We start from the raw sequence: 15,487 nt of genomic DNA on the forward strand, positions 1-15,487 counted from the left end.
TTCGTTTGGTTAACCTATTCCATTTACACGCAGTTAATGCACCAGCGCGACCTGGACGATGCGGTAAACCGGATGCTCGGACTACTGGCAGACCGCGGTTTGTTTGTGCTGATAGGCGTTATTTTACTCATGTTGCTCAACTGGGGCATTGAGGCCCGCAAGTGGCAATTGCTCGTAAAACCATTGGAAGCCGTGCCATTCCGCCGCGCCTTCATGGCCATTTTGTCCGGTGTTTCGCTTTCCATTAACACTCCCAACCGTATCGGTGAGTACGGCGGGCGTATCCTTTACGTCAAAAACCGGAACAAGCTCAAAGCCATTGCCGCTACCGTCGTAGGTAGCTTCAGCCAGCTGATCGCCACTGCGGTGTTCGGGCTTGCGGGCTTAATTTATTATTTAGATAACTTTGGTCTGGAGCACGCTGGCAGCCACTTTACGGGACCAATGAAGGAAATTCTGCTGCTGGGTATACTGATTGTTGTTTCCTTCTTAATTATATTGCTTTACTTTCGGTTAAAGATTATCGTAGCGGTTTTTGATAAGATATCCACGGTTGCGCAGGGCCAAAGTGTTTGTGCAGATCATTGCCCGGTATTCCCCCAAAGAACTGGAAAAGCTCCTGCTCCTGTCGGCTGTGCGCTACGTAGTCTTCTCGGCACAGTATTTGATTTTATTGTATGTGTTAGGCGTTGAACTTGTGTGGTGGCAAGGTCTTTTAATGATCAGTACCATATACCTGGTAATGGCGATGGTACCCACGATTGCGATTGCAGAACTGGGCCTGCGGGGAAAGGTAAGTATTTACTTTCTCGGGCTGCTTAGCCCGAACACGGCCGGAATTATTGCCGCTACCGTTTCCATCTGGCTGATCAACCTGATACTGCCCGCGGCTATGGGAAGCATACTGCTGCTGGGGGTTAAAATATTCAAGGAAAAATAGCGATGATCAATGAAGCATTTGTTACTATTACTTTGTGGGTTAGCCATTGCCAGATTTAGTTCCGCACAGGACTTTTGCGGAAGGGTCAACACTTCGTTCAGAGCAGGTGAAAGCATCACCTTCAAAGTGTATTATAACCTCGGTAAAATGTTCGTGGGTGCGGGTGAAGCCTCGTTCACCACCTCCCTCGAAAAATATAACGGGCATGATGTATACCACGTAATAGGCGATGGTAAAACCTTTCGTACTTACGACTGGATCTTCAAAGTGCGCGACCGTTACGAAAGTTATATCGATACGCTTACCATGAAGCCACTGCGATTTATCCGTAATGTAAACGAAGGAGGCTATAAAATTAACCAGAACGCGGCTTTTAACCACGACGCCGGCACGGTCACTAACGAAAAAGGAGCTGTATTCAAAACCCCGCCCTGCATCCAGGACGTGATCAGTGCTATTTATTACGCCCGCAATATCGACTTCTCCAAATATAAACCGAACGATAAGATACCGTTCCCAATGTACCGGACAACGAAGTCTACAACATCTATATCCGTTATATCGGCAAGGAAGAAGTAACCACTAAATTCGGGAAGTTCCGCGCTATTAAATTCAAGCCCCTGCTGGTACAGGGCACTATTTTCGAAGGTGGTGAAAAAATGACCGTGTGGGTAAGCGACGATGGTAACAAAGTGCCGCTGCGCGTGGACAGTCCCATCTCTGTTGGGAGTATAAAGGTAGATATGGTGGGCTATAAAAATCTCCGTTACAACTTCACATCATTGCTGAAACAGCGCTAAGCGCCCTTACTTTAACAAATCATTGGCGTCAAAAGGTGCGATTTTTCCGCATCTTGCTGCTGCAGAAAAAACTTATATTTGTTTACATACTGAACCTTTTATAATGGAAGAGCGTAAACCTCATATACTATTAGCCGAAGACGATACCAACCTGGGGATGGTATTAAAGAACTATCTCGAACTGAATGATTACGAAGTAGAGTTGTGCCGCGACGGTATCCTGGCCCTGGCCGCGTTTCGCCGCGAGAAGTTCGATATCTGTCTGCTGGATATCATGATGCCTAACATGGACGGTTTCAAGCTGGCCGAAGAAATACGTGACGTTGATCCGGATATTCCCTTATTCTTCCTTTCTGCTAAAACAATGAAGGAGGATATTATCCAGGGCTACAAACTGGGCGCCGACGATTATATTTCCAAACCGTTCGACAGCGAACTGCTGCTCCTCAAAATCAAGGCGATCCTGAAACGTAACCAGGAGTTGAATCAGAAGGAAGAAGAACAGCACGAGTTTAAAATCGGCGATTACCAGTTCAACTCGCGCCTGCGTACGTTGACGAAAGAATCACAGTCGCACACTTTATCTCCCAAAGAAAATGAATTGCTGCACATGTTGTGCGATCATAAAAATGACCTGTTGCCACGTGAAGCCGCCCTCAAGAAAATATGGGGCAGCGATACGTATTTCAACGGCCGCAGCATGGACGTGTACATCGCCAAACTGCGCAAGTACCTGAAGGAAGATCCCAATATCGAGATCGTGAACATTCACGGCAACGGCTTCCGCCTGGTAGTAAAAGAATAACTAAAACAAGGTATTATCGCCCCCTTTTGTGTAGGGCGTTTTTCCCAAATGGATATAGGCTTTATCGGTGACTTCCCTTCCCCGGGGCGTACGCTTGATAAAGCCTTCCTGTATTAAGAAGGGCTCGTACACCTCTTCCAGCGTGCCCGCTTCTTCGCCCACGGCGGTAGCAATGGTGGTAATGCCCACGGGACCACCTTTAAAGTTCTCAATAATGGTATGCAGGATGCGATTATCCATTTCGTCGAGGCCATACTCGTCTACGTTCAGCGCTTTCAAACTGAATTTCGCGATTTCCATATCAATAACGCCATTCCCCATTACACGGGCAAAGTCGCGCACACGACGCAGCAAACCGTTGGCAATACGCGGGGTGCCACGCGAGCGGCGGGCAATCTCCCCGGCGGCATCGGAGGTAATTTTGGTGCCGAGCAGGGCGGAAGCACGCCAGATGATCTGTTGCAACGTAGCTGCACTATAGTATTCCAGACGCGATTTAATGCCGAAACGCGATAATAACGGGGCGGTGAGCAAACCGGAGCGGGTGGTGGCGCCGATCAGGGTAAAGGGCGCCAGGTTAATCTGTACCGAACGCGCATTGGGACCACTGTCGATCATGATATCGATGCGGAAATCCTCCATGGCGGAGTACAGGTATTCTTCCACGACCGTACTTAAACGGTGGATCTCATCTATAAAAAGAACATCTTTTTCTTCCAGGTTGGTCAGCAAACCAGCCAGATCGCCGGGCTTTTCGATCACCGGGCCGGAGGTTTCCTTGATGCTCACGCCCATTTCGTTGGCCACGATGCGGGATAGAGTAGTTTTACCAAGGCCGGGAGGACCGTGAAACAACACGTGGTCCAGGGCCTCTCCGCGCATTTTGGCGGCCTTTATGAACACTTTCAGGTTGGTGATGATCTGTTCCTGACCCGCAAAGTCAAGTATCTCTTTGGGGCGTATGCTGTTCTCGAATTCTCGCTCAGCAGCGCTCATCCTGTTTTCTTCTGGTCGTAAATGCGGATTGGACATAATACTCAAAAGTAAGAAAACCTGCTTTTTGGATGGAGTTCTGCGTCCGAAATTTTAATTTTGACGCGTACCAAGCTCCTATGATCATGAAAAAGGCTTTTTACTGGCATTACCGATTAGTTTAGGCATTGTGGCGCAACCTGCACAGGCGCAAAAAATCCGCACCAAGGATGTAAAACGGATCGTCAGCACCCTGGCGGCCGACGATATGGGCGGCCGGCCTACTTTTAAACCGGGGATCGACAAAGCCTCGGCCTACCTGGAGAACGAGTTTAAAAAGCGGGCCTGCAGCCGCTGGCCGGCTCCAATGGCTTCCGGCAGGAGTTTAATATGTACACTGTAAAGTCTGCCTCCGTACGTTTCCTCGTGAATGGGCGGGAGTGGGGCCGTAATGAAGTGGTGGTGCAGAGTAACCAACCGCGCATTGAATGGAACAATACAGATAAGATACAAGTGGAAACCGTGGCCGATGCAGAGGCCTTGCGCGCCAAATACCGCGAAACCATCGAAGGTACTGTAGATGCACCCACACTGGTTTGGGTAGAAGCTTCGGCCGCCGAGGCATTCAGAAGCCTCAAAGGCCGCCGCTCGCGCCCGCTGATGTCCGGCGAAAAGGATAATCCGGTAGTGTTTGTACTGAAAGACGGCGCTAACGAAAAGGTGGCCGAATGGAGCCTCTCCGTTACGCAGGAACTCAATATCATGCATCTCAATAACGTGGCCGGCATTATTACGGGGCATAGCAAGCCGGATGAGTACGTGGTGTTCTCCGGGCACTACGACCACATCGGTATCTTAAAACCTAATGCTGCGAAAGACAGCATTGCAAACGGCGCGGACGATGACGCTTCCGGCACGGCAGCCGTAGTATCGCTCGCCAATTATTATAAGAAGAAAAAGCCCGCCCGCAGCATCATTTTTGTCGCATTTACAGCGGAGGAGATCGGTGGGTACGGTTCGCAATACTTCTCCAAACAGCTCGACCCGAACAAGGTGGTGGCCATGTTCAATATCGAAATGATTGGTAAAGAATCTAAGTTCGGTCGCAACAGTGCGTTCATTACCGGTTTCGAAAAATCAGATTTTGGAACGATCCTGCAAAAGAACCTCCGGGGCTCCGCGTTCAAGTTTTACCCGGACCCCTACCCGGAGCAGAACTTATTTTATCGTTCCGATAACGCTACGCTGGCGCGTTTAGGCGTGCCGGCACATACGATCTCCACTACGCAGATCGATAAGGATAAGTTGTATCATAGTGTGGATGATGAAGTGGAAAGCCTCGATATGCAGAACATTGCAGATATCATTAAGGCCATTGCGAAGAGTGCGGAAAGTATTATCAGCGGCAAGGATACGCCAACGAGAATAACGGACGTAAAGAAATAAAAAAGCCCCGGCATTACTGCGCCGGGGCTTTTTATTGCGATTTACTTTTTCATTTGTTTCATGATTTCTTCGATGGCCCTGTCCAGCTGCGGGTCCTTGTTTTCCAGTTTATCCGCGAAAGTTGTTTTCACGTAAATGTCCGGTGCAACCCCTTCTTTTTCCAGGTCTTTACCGTCCAGCGTGTAACAACCCCAAGATGGCAGGCGGTAAAACGATCCGTCTACCAGCCCGCGGCCGGTGGTGAAGATGATCCAGCGGTAGGTTTCGGTACCGATGATGGTGCCCAGTTTCAGCGCTTTAAAGCCCGCGCTGGTCATTTCGGCATCGGAGAGCGATTGCTCGTTGATCAGCAATACGATCGGCTTACCGGCAGGCGCAAAACCAGGTTGTGGCGAGCGTTTGCCATCGCGGTACTGCCATTGCAGGTACGGGCGCTGGCTCAGGAAGTTCAGCACAGCGTCGTGCACATTACCGCCTGTGTTGTAACGCAGGTCGAAAATCAACGCGTCCTTGTCCTGCAGTTCACCTACGAGGTCGGTGAGGAATTTCTCCAGCTCGTCGGTGCCCATGTTCTTCATGTACGTATAAGCTACCTTGTTGTTGGTCTTCTTATCCACATAAGACTGGTTAAAGTCTATCCACTCGTTGTACAGCTGACTGCTCAGGTCAGAGGTGCTTTGCGGGTGCAGCTTTACATCAAAAGCTTTGCCGCCGCGGTTAAAAGTGAGTACCAGTTCGCGTTCCATCGCCGGACGGGTAAAGTAAATGTCGCGCGCCATTTTGGTATCCACCTCTTCGCCATTTACCTTGGTCAGCACGTCGCCTGCATGGATGTCGATGCCTTTTTTGTCGGCGTTACTGTTGTTCACAATATACTTCACCTTATACGGGTTGCCGTTCTCGAACATGATACCCGTTTCCATCGTGGTGTACGATTGCGCAATGCGCTCCTCGGGGCCGTTCGACGAAAAGCCCATGTGCGACGAATTTAACTCGCCCAGCAGGTCGTTCAGCAGCACGCGCAGATCGTTGCGGGTATTCACGTACGGCAAGTATTTGGCGTACTGGTCGCGCAGCGCCGCCCAGTTTTTGCCATGGAAGTCTTTGTCATAAAAATTCTCTTCCAGGTTGGCCCAGGTTTCATAATACATCTGGTTAAACTCGCCTTCCATATTGCGATAGAAGGATTTATTCAGATCGATTTTATCCGCGCCTTTCAGCTCGCCATTAAACTTATAGATGGTGCCGTTGTAAATGGTGAAGTACTTGCCATCAGCCGCTACGATGTTGTCGATGAAACCTTCGAGATTCGATACCTTTTCGGTTTTCGGCTGCTCAAACGGCTCCAGTACTGTTTTATATACCTGGTGTTTGCCTTCGTGATTCGAGATATAAAGAATCGTTGTCTTGTTATCTTTCTGGATCACGTACGGGTTCGCCTGCCAGCCGTTAGGGCCAACGCGCTCCACACGCTGCATAATATCTTTAGTGTTGATGGTTACCACCACCTTTTTATCATCTTTCTTTTCTTCCTTTTTCTCCTCCTTTTTGTCGTCTTTTTTCTTTTCGTCCTTTTTCTCTTCTTTCTTTTCTTCTTCTTTTTTGAAGAGTTCATCGAACTTATCGATGCGGTAAGGATCATCGAATTTATCCAGCGCTAAGCGGTAGATGCGCGGATTTTGTGCGCCAGTCGGGTAATCCGGGCGGGTGCGGTCAGAGGAGAAATAGATGTATTTGCCATCGGGCGACCAGAACGGATCGCTTTCGGTAACACCGGTTTTGGTCAGGTTCGTTACTTCTTTCGTAGCGATATTATACAACATGATGTCCGATTCGAAGTTGCGGATCGCGTTAAAGCTGATGTATTTATCGTCTGGCGAAAAGCGTGGTGTGTTGCTGTACAACGCCCAGATCTCATCCGTTACGATGTTTTTGCTCTCGAAAGTTTTGGTATCCATGAGGCGCACTTCGTCGCGGCCACTGAGATATACTGCCTGGCTGCGGTCTTTGTTGAACGACAGTGCACGATTGTTCTTTTTATCAGTTGTCAGTTGTTTGGCTTTACTTTTTCCATCTGCGGAAATCGTATACCAGTTCATATAACCATTCAGCGTTTGGCTGAAAAGCAGGGTGCGATTATCTTTTAGCCAGAATACCTCGCCCGCTCTTTCTGTCGTTTTGGGTAATTGCTGAATGAACTTTCCTTCGATATCGCTCACAAATAGTTCACCACGGCTGATGAAAGCCAGCTTTTTACCATCGGGTGATACGTCGAATGCGGCTACTTTTCCATTCACATCAAACACCTGTTGCTTGCTCAGCGTAAAGTTGCGCGTCATTTTCAACGGCACTTTGGCCGACTGGCCCGAGGCTACATCGTATACATATACCTGGTAGTCTTTCTCAAAAACAACTTTTCCTCCATTGGCCGCTACAGACGGACGTTTGATGGACGTAGTGAATTTTGTGAGCGGCTTCTTGGCGCCTTTGTCAAAGGTGTAAAGATTGTATTCGCCATTCGCTTCGTCGGATACGAAATACACGTTGCCCTTGCGGTCAATGGTAGTCCAGAAGTCTTTACCACGGTAATCTGTATAACGCTTGTACGCTTTGGTCGCAGGAATATAAGACTGGATATCGGGGTTAAAGTCGCCTTTGTAACCTTTACGGTTGCTCATCGACTCACTTTCCCAGGTATCGTTAAAAAGATTTCCCCGGTAGTTGGGTGCTCGGCCAGGTTGTGCACCTGGTTAAAATAATGGTTGAACAGCCGTACCGGGGTGCCGCCGTCAATACTCAGCTTATAGCCGGTGGAGGCGCCTTCACGGCCGGAGCGGATATAAATTGTTTTGGAGTCCCATGCCCAGTTTTCGACTACGTCGCTGGTGCTGTGGAACGTCAATTGTTTTACATCACCGCCGTCGATCGGCATCAGGAATACATCCGCATTACCAAACTGGTAGCCGGTAAACGCTATCCATTTGCCGTCCGGCGATACTTTGGCGCCGGTTTCGCTGCCGGGCATGGCCGTGATGCGAAGGGCCTGTGGCCGGTCAATGTCAGCTTTCCAGAGGTCGCCTTCATAGCTGAAAATGATGGTTTTACCGTCGGGCGTAAGGGTGGGGCTGGTGGTGAAATATGCTTCACTGTTGTTTTGGGCGGCAGCAGCCTGGCATAGGAGCGCGCCCAGAAAGGTTATAATGGTAGTTCTCATTAAGGAGGTTTTACGGGCTCAAAATAAGAAGGAAAGCGGGCAAAACGAAACCGTTCCTATAAATCACGTCCTTCTATCACCTGGAAAAGCGCGTCACGATAAGTATCGCCTATAGGCAGTACGTCTTTCCCGATAAAAATCCGGTTCCGCTCAATGGTGTCGGTCTTTTCGAGCGATACGATGTAGGATTTATGTACCCGCATGAAACGGGGCGCGGGCAGTATCTTCTCCATCCGCTTCATGTTCTGGAGCGTGATGATTTTTTCTGTGGTGGTTTGGATGGCGATGTAATCCTTCAGCCCCTCTACATAAAGAATGTCTGCCAGCTGGAGTTTCACCATTTTGTTATCTGTTTTAACAAAGATGAATCCCGGTGTATCGGTGGCCTTTTCAGCCACGGGTAAGGGCTGCGCGGGACGAATAGCGCCCAGCGCCTTTTGTGCCGCTTTGTAAAAACGATCGTAGGCAATAGGTTTCAGCAGATAGTCCACCACATCATGCTCATATCCTTCGAGCGCATATTGCTCATAAGCCGTGGTGAGCACCACGCGGGCCTTGCCGTGAATGATTTTCATGAACTGCAGGCCATTCAGCTGCGGCATCTGTATATCGAGAAACACGAGGTCTGCATTGCCGCCTTCTACGTATGGCAAGGCTTCCAGCACGTTGGTGGTACTGAAAACCAGTTCGAGGAAGGGTGTTTTGCGTACGTAATCGGTAATTACGTCCAGTGCCAGTTGTTCATCGTCAATTGCAATGCAGCGGAGTTTTTGCATATCTAAGCCAGTTGCAGGTTCAGTTCACAAATATAGTAGTCGTCCTTGTTTTCAATGTGCAGGGTGTGTTTACCGGGGTACAGCAGCGCCAGTCTTCTTTTGATATTGGCAATGCCAATGCCGCCCGTCTGGTCCTTGACGTGGTGGTTGATGCGGTTTTGCACGTACAGCTGTAATTGCAGGCCGTTGACCGTCAACTGGATCATTACCGGGTCGTTGGGGTCGTCCAGTACACCATGTTTGAAGGCATTTTCCACGAACGCGATCAGCAGCAGCGGCGCAATTAACTGACCGGCAACCTCACCTTCCACCAATATATCCGCGTACATATTGTTATTGAAACGCAGTTTCTGTAACTCCACAAAGTTATGCAGGTAGCGGATTTCCTTGTCCAGCGGAGCCTGTTTATCCTCGGTGTCGTATAACATATACCGCATGATTTCGGATAGCTTCAAAATGGCTTCGGGTGCTTTTTCATTATGTTGATAAGATAGCGAGTAGATGCTGTTCAACGTATTAAACAGAAAGTGCGGGTTAATCTGCGACTTCAGGAATGATACTTCGGCCGTCAGGCGCTGTTTTTCGAGCTCGCGCTGTTGCTCGCGTAACACAAACCATTGCTGCGTAAAGCGGATAACGCTGCCGACGATCACCCAGGTGCCGAAGCGGAGATAATTGTCTTTATAATAAAATCCGAGCGTGGTACCATCAAAGTAATTGTGGTAGCCAAACCAGCGGAGGTACAATATTTCTTCCACCAGGTACCGCAGGGAAATCGCACCTAATACCAGGGCCACAACGCCTAATACCCACCAGGCATACTTCTTCTTTGTCAACAACCGCGGGTGCAGCCATTGGTAATTAATATAAAATACTGCCAGTTTAATGATGGTGTAGCCCACTCCCCATATGCTGAATTGCAGGTCCACGCTGATATTCAGGTAGAAGTCGACCAGCAGCACCATAAGGAACAGCAGGATGGCGGATAAGCGTTGTTGTTGCGTTTGCGTCATATGTCAAAAGTACCGGCAGCCTGGTCCCGGCAGCCCTTTTGTTCGACAAACCGCCTTTTCTATCCGACGAACGCCCGGCGGTGCGGTTCGTCGTACGGGCGGGGCAGTTGGTATAAATGGCGGAGTGCGGCCGGGTAAGGACAGGCACCTTTGTACTGTTCTTCAATTTAAAGATTATGAAAGCAATAATTACCCTGCTCCTCGTTTTTTTACAGGTTTATTCTTTTGGCCAGGCTCGCGTAACCGGTCGTGTAACCGGCCCGGCAGCGCCCTATTCTACCATCGCCCTGCTAAAAGCCGGCGATAGCAGCCTTGTAAAGGGCGGACAGTGCGATAGTCTCGGCCGCTTCGCCCTTGCAGCGCCTTATGGCAGTTACAGGGTCGCTGCCGGCAAAACCCGCAGTGCCGTATTTACACTGGACAGTGCGCATCAGCGTATTGAACTGCTGCTGGAACCCGCGGCCACCGACTTGAAAGAGGTGAACGTCAGCGCCAGCAAGCCCTATGTGGAACAGCAGATTGATAAACTGGTGTTAAACGTGGAAAACAGTGTGATGGCCGCCGGTAATAACATATTCGACCTGCTGCTGCACGCCCCCGGCATGCGCCAGGACCAGGACGAAAATTTAGTCATGATGGGCAAATCCGGCGTACAGATTTGGATCGACGGCCGTCCCTCCACGCTTACGGGCGACGGACTGCGCGCCTGGCTGAAGAACCAGCCGGCCGATGTAGTGGCTAAAATAGAATTGATTGCCCATCCTTCCTCGCGGTACGATGCGGCTGGCGGCGCAGGCATTATTAATATCAGGCTGAAGAAAAATGTACAACAGGGCGTTAATGGCAATGTGTACTCGTCATTTTCGATAGGCCGCTACCCCAAGGCCAGCGCCGGTTTAAACATGAACTACCGGAAAGACAAATGAATTTCTTTGGCAACTATAGTTACAGCTATTCAGAATCCTATAACTACCGCACGCAAAGTACCACTACCAGCGGCAAAACCACGATGGATTACGACAACTACTGGCACCCGATCGGTAACTATCATTACCTGAATGGTGGCGCCGATTATAAACCGACAAGCCGTACCACCATTGGATTGCTGGTCAATGGCAACCTTAGCTCCACCAATGCCGTAACCGACGCGAATACGCTGGTATATGACGGCGGCCGCGCACTTAAAGCGGTTTCTAAATCGAGTGACCGTTGGCACCGCCTGGGTTACAACCTGAACCTGCTGCACGAAATCGACTCGCTGGGTAGTACGTTCAACATGGATGCGGATTATTCCCGGTACGATAAAACTTACCGCGAAAGCATTTCCAACGACAACGGCCAGCAGGTGATCGATCTGCGGAATGCAACGCCGGTAAACGTTTCGGCAGCGGCTTTGAAAGCAGATTATGTAAAATACTTTTCTAAAACCCTGCGGGTGGAAATGGGTTTTAAAGTAAACCGGGTACGGACAGACAACGATATCCGCTACGACTCACTGTTACTTGGTAAATGGGAACTGGACGAGAACCGTACTAACCAATTTGTATATACGGAGCAGATACAGGCGGCTTACCTGACTGTTGGCAAGGGATGGAAGAAGTTTTCGATACAGGCGGGGCTTCGTGCAGAAAGAACAGATGCTACCGGTCATTCCATCACACTCGGACAGGAAGTGCAGCGCCGTTACATAGGCTTTTTCCCCAGCCTTAACCTGATGCAGCAAATCAATGATAACAATACCCTTAATTTCAGCTATTCGCGCCGGATCGACAGGCCCTCTTATCAATCACTGAACCCGTTTACCGTGGCAATTGATCCATATAACAGGGAAACCGGTAATCCTTACCTGCAGCCCTCTTACAGCAATACGTTCGAACTGCGCCATGGCTTCCGCCAGTTTTTGTGGACAACGTTGTATTACCGCCGCGGTACCCACGATGTGAACCGCATGTACCAGCAGGATACGGTAAACAATATTCAAACGGTTACCTACCAGAACATCGGCAGCAGCGACTACGGTTACCTGGGCGTGAGCCTGAGCCTGCCCGTGAAAAGCTGGTGGCAGCTGGATTTTAGTGGTGGTGCCGGCTATGCGGCATATCGTTCGGCTACCTTTTCCAATGGTAACTGGGGGCGGAAACCAACCTGGATAATACTTTCACAGTGGCAAAAGATCTCCGGCTGGCAATTAGTATTTTCTATAATACTGCGGCGCCGGGCGCACAGCGCTTACAACGAGCCCAGTATGGTGGCCGCTTCAGCGTAAGTAAACCGGTATTCAAGAAACGTGGCCGTGTTAGTTTAAACGTGCAGGACCCTTTTAATATGCAGCGTTACGATGCGGATATTTATACGAACAACTCCACAATCCGCTGGATTAACCGTTGGGAGAGCAGGAGAGTGGGGGCAAGTTTCTCATGGAAGTTTGGCAGCCAGCAGATTAAAGCGGCGCGCGACAGGAAGAATGGTTTGGGCGATGTAGAAAGCAGGGTGAGTATGTAGGTAGCGTTTAAGTGAGAGACTACCGGGGCCGAGCAGCGCTCCTTCCGCAGGAAAAAAAAGAAGGGGCTGACCAAAGAGTAATGGTCAGCCCTAATTTATTCGGGTACCTGATGGAGACCTGTTATCGTTTATGTGATTCTCAAAGCCTTGGTCAGCCCCCTTTGTTTTATATAACGATGTTGATCATTTTCCCTTTTACGAAGATGATTTTCTTCGGTTCTTTTCCTTCGAGCCATTTTTGTACGATCTCGTTGGCCAAGGCTATTTTGCCGGCTTCGTCGGCTTCCACGTCCAGCGAAATATTAATCGTGGTACGCATTTTACCGTTGATCGATACCGGGTATTCTTTTGCACTTTCGGTAACGTATTGTTCGTTGAATACCGGGTAAGCCGCGTCCAGTATCGATCCGCTGTTGCCGATGAGACTCCACAGTTCCTCGCTGATGTGCGGTGCGTACGGTGTAAGCAGGATCAATACGTTTTCGAGAATGGCTTTTTATGGCATTTGAGTTCGCTTAGTTCGTTTACGCATACCATGAAGGCGCTCACTGCCGTGTTATAACTGAGGCGCTCGGAATCGTCGTCGATTTTGCGAATGGTTTTGTGTAATGTTTTCAGTTCGTCGGCCGTGGGCGCGTCGTTGGTGATGATTAAGCCCTTTTGCTCGTCGGCGAACAGGCGCCAAAGTTTTTTCAGGAAACGGTGTACGCCTTCAATGCCCTTGGTTTCCCAGGGTTTGCTCTGCTCTACCGGACCGAGGAACATCTCGTACATACGGAAGGTATCTGCGCCATATTTCTCTACCAGCGTATTCGGGTTTACTGCGTTAAAGTAACGCTTGCTCATTTTTTCGTTGAGCGTGCCGCAGATGTATTTGCCGTCCTCGAGAATGAACTCGGCATTGGCATAGTCGTGGCGCCATTGTTTAAAGGCTTCGGTGTCCAGCTCCAGGCCGTCGACCATGTTCACGTCTACGTGCAGCTCGTCGGTTTCGTACTTATCTTTCAATCCTGCAGATACAAACTGGTGCGTGCCGCGAACGCGGTATACCAGTCGGCTGCTGCCGGTGATCATACCCTGGTTTACGAGTTTTTTATAAGGTTCGTCGAAACTAATGAAGCCGAGATCGTAGAATACTTTTGTCCACAGGCGGGAGTACAGCAGGTGACCTACCGCATGCTCGGTGCCACCGATGTAAAGGTCCACCTGGTTCCAGTAATCAGTCACCGCGCGGTCTGCAAAGGTGTCGGCATTGTGCGGGTCCATGAAGCGCAGGAAGTACCAGCTGCTGCCGGCGTAACCGGGCATGGTATTGGTTTCGCGCAGACTTCCGTCGGCCAGTTCTACCCAGTCGCGCACGTTCGCGAGCGGACCTTCGCCTTCGGCGCCGGGTTTGTAGTTTTCTACGAAAGGCAGTTCAACGGGCAGTTCATTTTCGGCTACTGCGTAAGGAATCCCGTTTTTGTAAACGATCGGGAACGGTTCACCCCAGTAGCGCTGGCGGCTGAAACCGGCGTCGCGCATTTTATAGTTGATCTGGCGTTTGCCTTTGCCGGATTTCTCCAGTTCGGAAATGACCAGTTCCATGGCCGGTTTCATATCCATGCCGGTGAGGAAATCGCTGTTTACGAGTTTGCCTTCTTTGGTCGGATTGGCTTCTTCGCCGGTGTAGGCGTCGCCTACGATATTGGTAATGTGAATATCGAAGTGTTTGGCGAAGTTAAAGTCGCGCTGGTCGCCACACGGAACGGCCATGATAGCGCCGGTGCCGTAGCCCGCGAGCACGTACTCGGAAATCCAGATCGGGATCTGGCGGCCATTGAACGGATTAAGGGCATAAGCGCCGGTGAAAGCGCCGGTCACCTGTTTTACTTCGGCCATGCGCTCGCGTTCAGAGCGGCTTTGCACATAGTTTTTATATTCGTCGATCGCCGCGCGTTGTTCCGGTGTGGTAATCAGTTCCACCAGGTCGTGTTCCGGCGCGAGTACCGGAAGTCCACGCCGAAGATCGTATCGGGACGTGTGGTGTAGCACACGAGTTGCTGTCCTTCCACATTTTCAATGTCAAAAGAAATCTCTGCACCCCGGCTTTTGCCGATCCAGTTGCGCTGCATGTCTTTCATCGCCTCGCTGTACGCCACCTGCTCCAGTCCTTCGAGCAGGCGATCGGCGTATTCGGTGATGCGTAAAAACCACTGGCGCATTTTTTTCTTTACGACGGGGAAGCCGCCACGTTCACTCACGCCGTTGATCACCTCATCGTTGGCAAGTACGGTACCCAGTTCGGCGCACCAGTTTACTTCGGCGTAAGCGAGGAAGGCAATACGGTATTGCATGAGGATGTCGCGCTGCTCAGCTTCAGAAAAGCCTTTCCAGCCCGCGGCAGTAAAGCGGATAGAGCGGTCGCCCGGGCATTCGTGGTGAGCGTTGCCTTCGTTTTCGAAGATGGCCACGAGGTCGGTAATGCGCTGTGCTTTGTTCAATTTGCGGTTAAACCAGCTTTCGAACAGCTGGAGGAAGAGCCACTGTGTCCATTTATAATAAGCCGGATCACTGGTACGGATTTCGCGTTCCCAGTCGTAGCAAAAGCCGATATTATCGAGCTGGTTGCGGAAGGCGTTAATATTGTTTTCGGTCGTTACGGCCGGATGCTGCCCGGTTTCGATGGCATATTGTTCGGCGGGCAGACCAAAGGCGTCGTAGCCCATGGGGTGCAGCACGTTAAAGCCTTTCAGGCGTTTGTATCGGGCGTAGATGTCGGAGGCGATATAACCGAGCGGGTGACCTACGTGCAGGCCGGCGCCGGAAGGGTAGGGGAACATGTCCAGCACATAACACTTCGGTTTGGGGCTGTTATTCGGCACGCGGTAGGCGTGCGTATCTTTCCATCGCTGCTGCCATTTCTGTTCGATCGCTCTGAAATTGTATTCCATATAACTGAGGTGTTCTGAAATTTACGCGCCGCCCATGCACTGGAACAGCGTTCAATCTATATATTAAAAAATAAAAATGTTAAAAT

14 protein-coding genes and 2 pseudogenes are annotated in these 15,487 nt (G+C 50.1%); 8 read left to right on the top strand and 8 right to left on the bottom strand.

Annotated elements, in window-relative coordinates; all coding sequences use genetic code 11:
* The first annotated feature begins 72 nt into the window (after positions 1-72).
* The 4 genes and pseudogenes from MKQ70_RS31115 to MKQ70_RS31130 all read left to right on the top strand — a co-directional run bounded on the left by MKQ70_RS31115 (position 73) and on the right by MKQ70_RS31130 (position 2,545).
* On the top strand, positions 73-693 hold the full coding sequence (locus MKQ70_RS31115; RefSeq protein ID WP_504909471.1) for a lysylphosphatidylglycerol synthase domain-containing protein: 621 nt from the start codon (positions 73-75) through the stop codon (positions 691-693).
* Positions 694-718: 25 nt separating this feature from the next.
* Positions 719-940, top strand: coding sequence for a hypothetical protein (locus MKQ70_RS31120; protein ID WP_248078426.1), 222 nt, complete (start codon positions 719-721; stop codon positions 938-940).
* A 147-nt stretch (positions 941-1,087) separates the two neighbouring features.
* A pseudogene (locus MKQ70_RS31125) lies at positions 1,088-1,740 on the top strand (DUF3108 domain-containing protein).
* A gap of 103 nt (positions 1,741-1,843) precedes the next feature.
* Positions 1,844-2,545 (top strand): response regulator transcription factor, encoded by a 702-nt coding sequence (locus tag MKQ70_RS31130; protein ID WP_248078428.1) that lies wholly within the window; start codon positions 1,844-1,846, stop codon positions 2,543-2,545.
* Here the strand turns inward: MKQ70_RS31130 and ruvB are convergent, their stop codons facing one another.
* Positions 2,546-3,541 carry a Holliday junction branch migration DNA helicase RuvB gene (ruvB, locus tag MKQ70_RS31135; protein WP_282456891.1) on the bottom strand — a complete coding sequence of 332 codons (996 nt, stop codon included), beginning with the start codon at positions 3,539-3,541 and terminating at the stop codon, positions 2,546-2,548.
* A gap of 166 nt (positions 3,542-3,707) precedes the next feature.
* Here ruvB and MKQ70_RS31140 point away from each other — a divergent pair, with 166 nt between their 5' ends.
* On the top strand, positions 3,708-3,920 hold the full coding sequence (locus tag MKQ70_RS31140) for a hypothetical protein (RefSeq protein ID WP_248078430.1): 213 nt from the start codon (positions 3,708-3,710) through the stop codon (positions 3,918-3,920).
* The gene (locus MKQ70_RS31145) at positions 3,908-4,963 is read left to right on the top strand and encodes a M28 family metallopeptidase (protein WP_248078432.1); all 1,056 of its coding nucleotides are present in this window, start codon (positions 3,908-3,910) and stop codon (positions 4,961-4,963) included. Before MKQ70_RS31140 ends, MKQ70_RS31145 begins: the two co-directional genes overlap by 13 nt.
* A gap of 41 nt (positions 4,964-5,004) precedes the next feature.
* Here the strand turns inward: MKQ70_RS31145 and MKQ70_RS31150 are convergent, their stop codons facing one another.
* Genes MKQ70_RS31150 through MKQ70_RS31165 form a run of 4 tightly spaced genes read right to left on the bottom strand, consistent with a single transcriptional unit; the run spans position 5,005 to position 9,966 of the window.
* Entirely contained in the window at positions 5,005-7,641 is a 2,637-nt protein-coding gene (locus tag MKQ70_RS31150; RefSeq protein WP_248078434.1) for a S41 family peptidase, read from the bottom strand.
* Entirely contained in the window at positions 7,638-8,177 is a 540-nt protein-coding gene (locus MKQ70_RS31155; RefSeq protein WP_248078436.1) for a hypothetical protein, read from the bottom strand. Before MKQ70_RS31155 ends, MKQ70_RS31150 begins: the two co-directional genes overlap by 4 nt.
* A 56-nt stretch (positions 8,178-8,233) precedes the next feature.
* Positions 8,234-8,953 carry a LytR/AlgR family response regulator transcription factor gene (locus MKQ70_RS31160; protein WP_248078438.1) on the bottom strand — a complete coding sequence of 240 codons (720 nt, stop codon included), beginning with the start codon at positions 8,951-8,953 and terminating at the stop codon, positions 8,234-8,236.
* Positions 8,954-8,955: 2 nt separating this feature from the next.
* Positions 8,956-9,966, bottom strand: coding sequence for a sensor histidine kinase (locus MKQ70_RS31165; protein ID WP_248078440.1), 1,011 nt, complete (start codon positions 9,964-9,966; stop codon positions 8,956-8,958).
* A 176-nt stretch (positions 9,967-10,142) separates the two neighbouring features.
* Between MKQ70_RS31165 and MKQ70_RS31170 the strand changes: the two genes are divergently transcribed.
* Together MKQ70_RS31170 and MKQ70_RS31175 are read left to right on the top strand one after the other, a co-directional pair.
* Positions 10,143-10,892 carry a TonB-dependent receptor gene (locus MKQ70_RS31170; protein ID WP_248078448.1) on the top strand — a complete coding sequence of 250 codons (750 nt, stop codon included), beginning with the start codon at positions 10,143-10,145 and terminating at the stop codon, positions 10,890-10,892.
* A 350-nt stretch (positions 10,893-11,242) separates the two neighbouring features.
* Positions 11,243-12,468, top strand: a pseudogene (locus tag MKQ70_RS31175) (outer membrane beta-barrel family protein).
* Positions 12,469-12,634: 166 nt separating this feature from the next.
* Here MKQ70_RS31175 and MKQ70_RS43500 read toward each other — a convergent pair.
* Genes MKQ70_RS43500 through MKQ70_RS43510 form a run of 3 tightly spaced genes read right to left on the bottom strand, consistent with a single transcriptional unit; the run spans position 12,635 to position 15,401 of the window.
* On the bottom strand, positions 12,635-12,943 hold the full coding sequence (locus MKQ70_RS43500; RefSeq protein ID WP_248078450.1) for a class I tRNA ligase family protein: 309 nt from the start codon (positions 12,941-12,943) through the stop codon (positions 12,635-12,637).
* A complete protein-coding gene (locus MKQ70_RS43505; RefSeq protein ID WP_308199274.1) occupies positions 12,940-14,502 on the bottom strand; it encodes a class I tRNA ligase family protein in 1,563 nt (520 codons plus the stop codon). Before MKQ70_RS43505 ends, MKQ70_RS43500 begins: the two co-directional genes overlap by 4 nt.
* Positions 14,424-15,401, bottom strand: coding sequence for a class I tRNA ligase family protein (locus tag MKQ70_RS43510; protein WP_282456892.1), 978 nt, complete (start codon positions 15,399-15,401; stop codon positions 14,424-14,426). Before MKQ70_RS43510 ends, MKQ70_RS43505 begins: the two co-directional genes overlap by 79 nt.
* Between the last annotated feature and the right edge of the window lie 86 nt (positions 15,402-15,487).

The organism is Chitinophaga sedimenti (genome assembly GCF_023156195.1).
Taxonomy (GTDB): Bacteria; Bacteroidota; Bacteroidia; order Chitinophagales; family Chitinophagaceae; genus Chitinophaga; species Chitinophaga sedimenti.

Bases quoted from the DNA above. Each gene is read 5' to 3' on its own strand.
- MKQ70_RS31115 (WP_504909471.1), top strand. From the start codon at position 73: ATGCTCGGACTACTGGCAGACCGCGGTTTGTTTGTGCTGATAGGCGTT.
- MKQ70_RS31120 (WP_248078426.1), top strand. From the start codon at position 719: ATGATCAGTACCATATACCTGGTAATGGCGATGGTACCCACGATTGCG.
- MKQ70_RS31130 (WP_248078428.1), top strand. From the start codon at position 1,844: ATGGAAGAGCGTAAACCTCATATACTATTAGCCGAAGACGATACCAAC.
- ruvB (WP_282456891.1), bottom strand. From the start codon at position 3,541: ATGAGCGCTGCTGAGCGAGAATTCGAGAACAGCATACGCCCCAAAGAG.
- MKQ70_RS31145 (WP_248078432.1), top strand. From the start codon at position 3,908: ATGTACACTGTAAAGTCTGCCTCCGTACGTTTCCTCGTGAATGGGCGG.
- MKQ70_RS31150 (WP_248078434.1), bottom strand. From the start codon at position 7,641: ATGAGCAACCGTAAAGGTTACAAAGGCGACTTTAACCCCGATATCCAG.
- MKQ70_RS31155 (WP_248078436.1), bottom strand. From the start codon at position 8,177: ATGAGAACTACCATTATAACCTTTCTGGGCGCGCTCCTATGCCAGGCT.
- MKQ70_RS31160 (WP_248078438.1), bottom strand. From the start codon at position 8,953: ATGCAAAAACTCCGCTGCATTGCAATTGACGATGAACAACTGGCACTG.
- MKQ70_RS31165 (WP_248078440.1), bottom strand. From the start codon at position 9,966: ATGACGCAAACGCAACAACAACGCTTATCCGCCATCCTGCTGTTCCTT.
- MKQ70_RS31170 (WP_248078448.1), top strand. From the start codon at position 10,143: ATGAAAGCAATAATTACCCTGCTCCTCGTTTTTTTACAGGTTTATTCT.
- MKQ70_RS43510 (WP_282456892.1), bottom strand. From the start codon at position 15,401: ATGGAATACAATTTCAGAGCGATCGAACAGAAATGGCAGCAGCGATGG.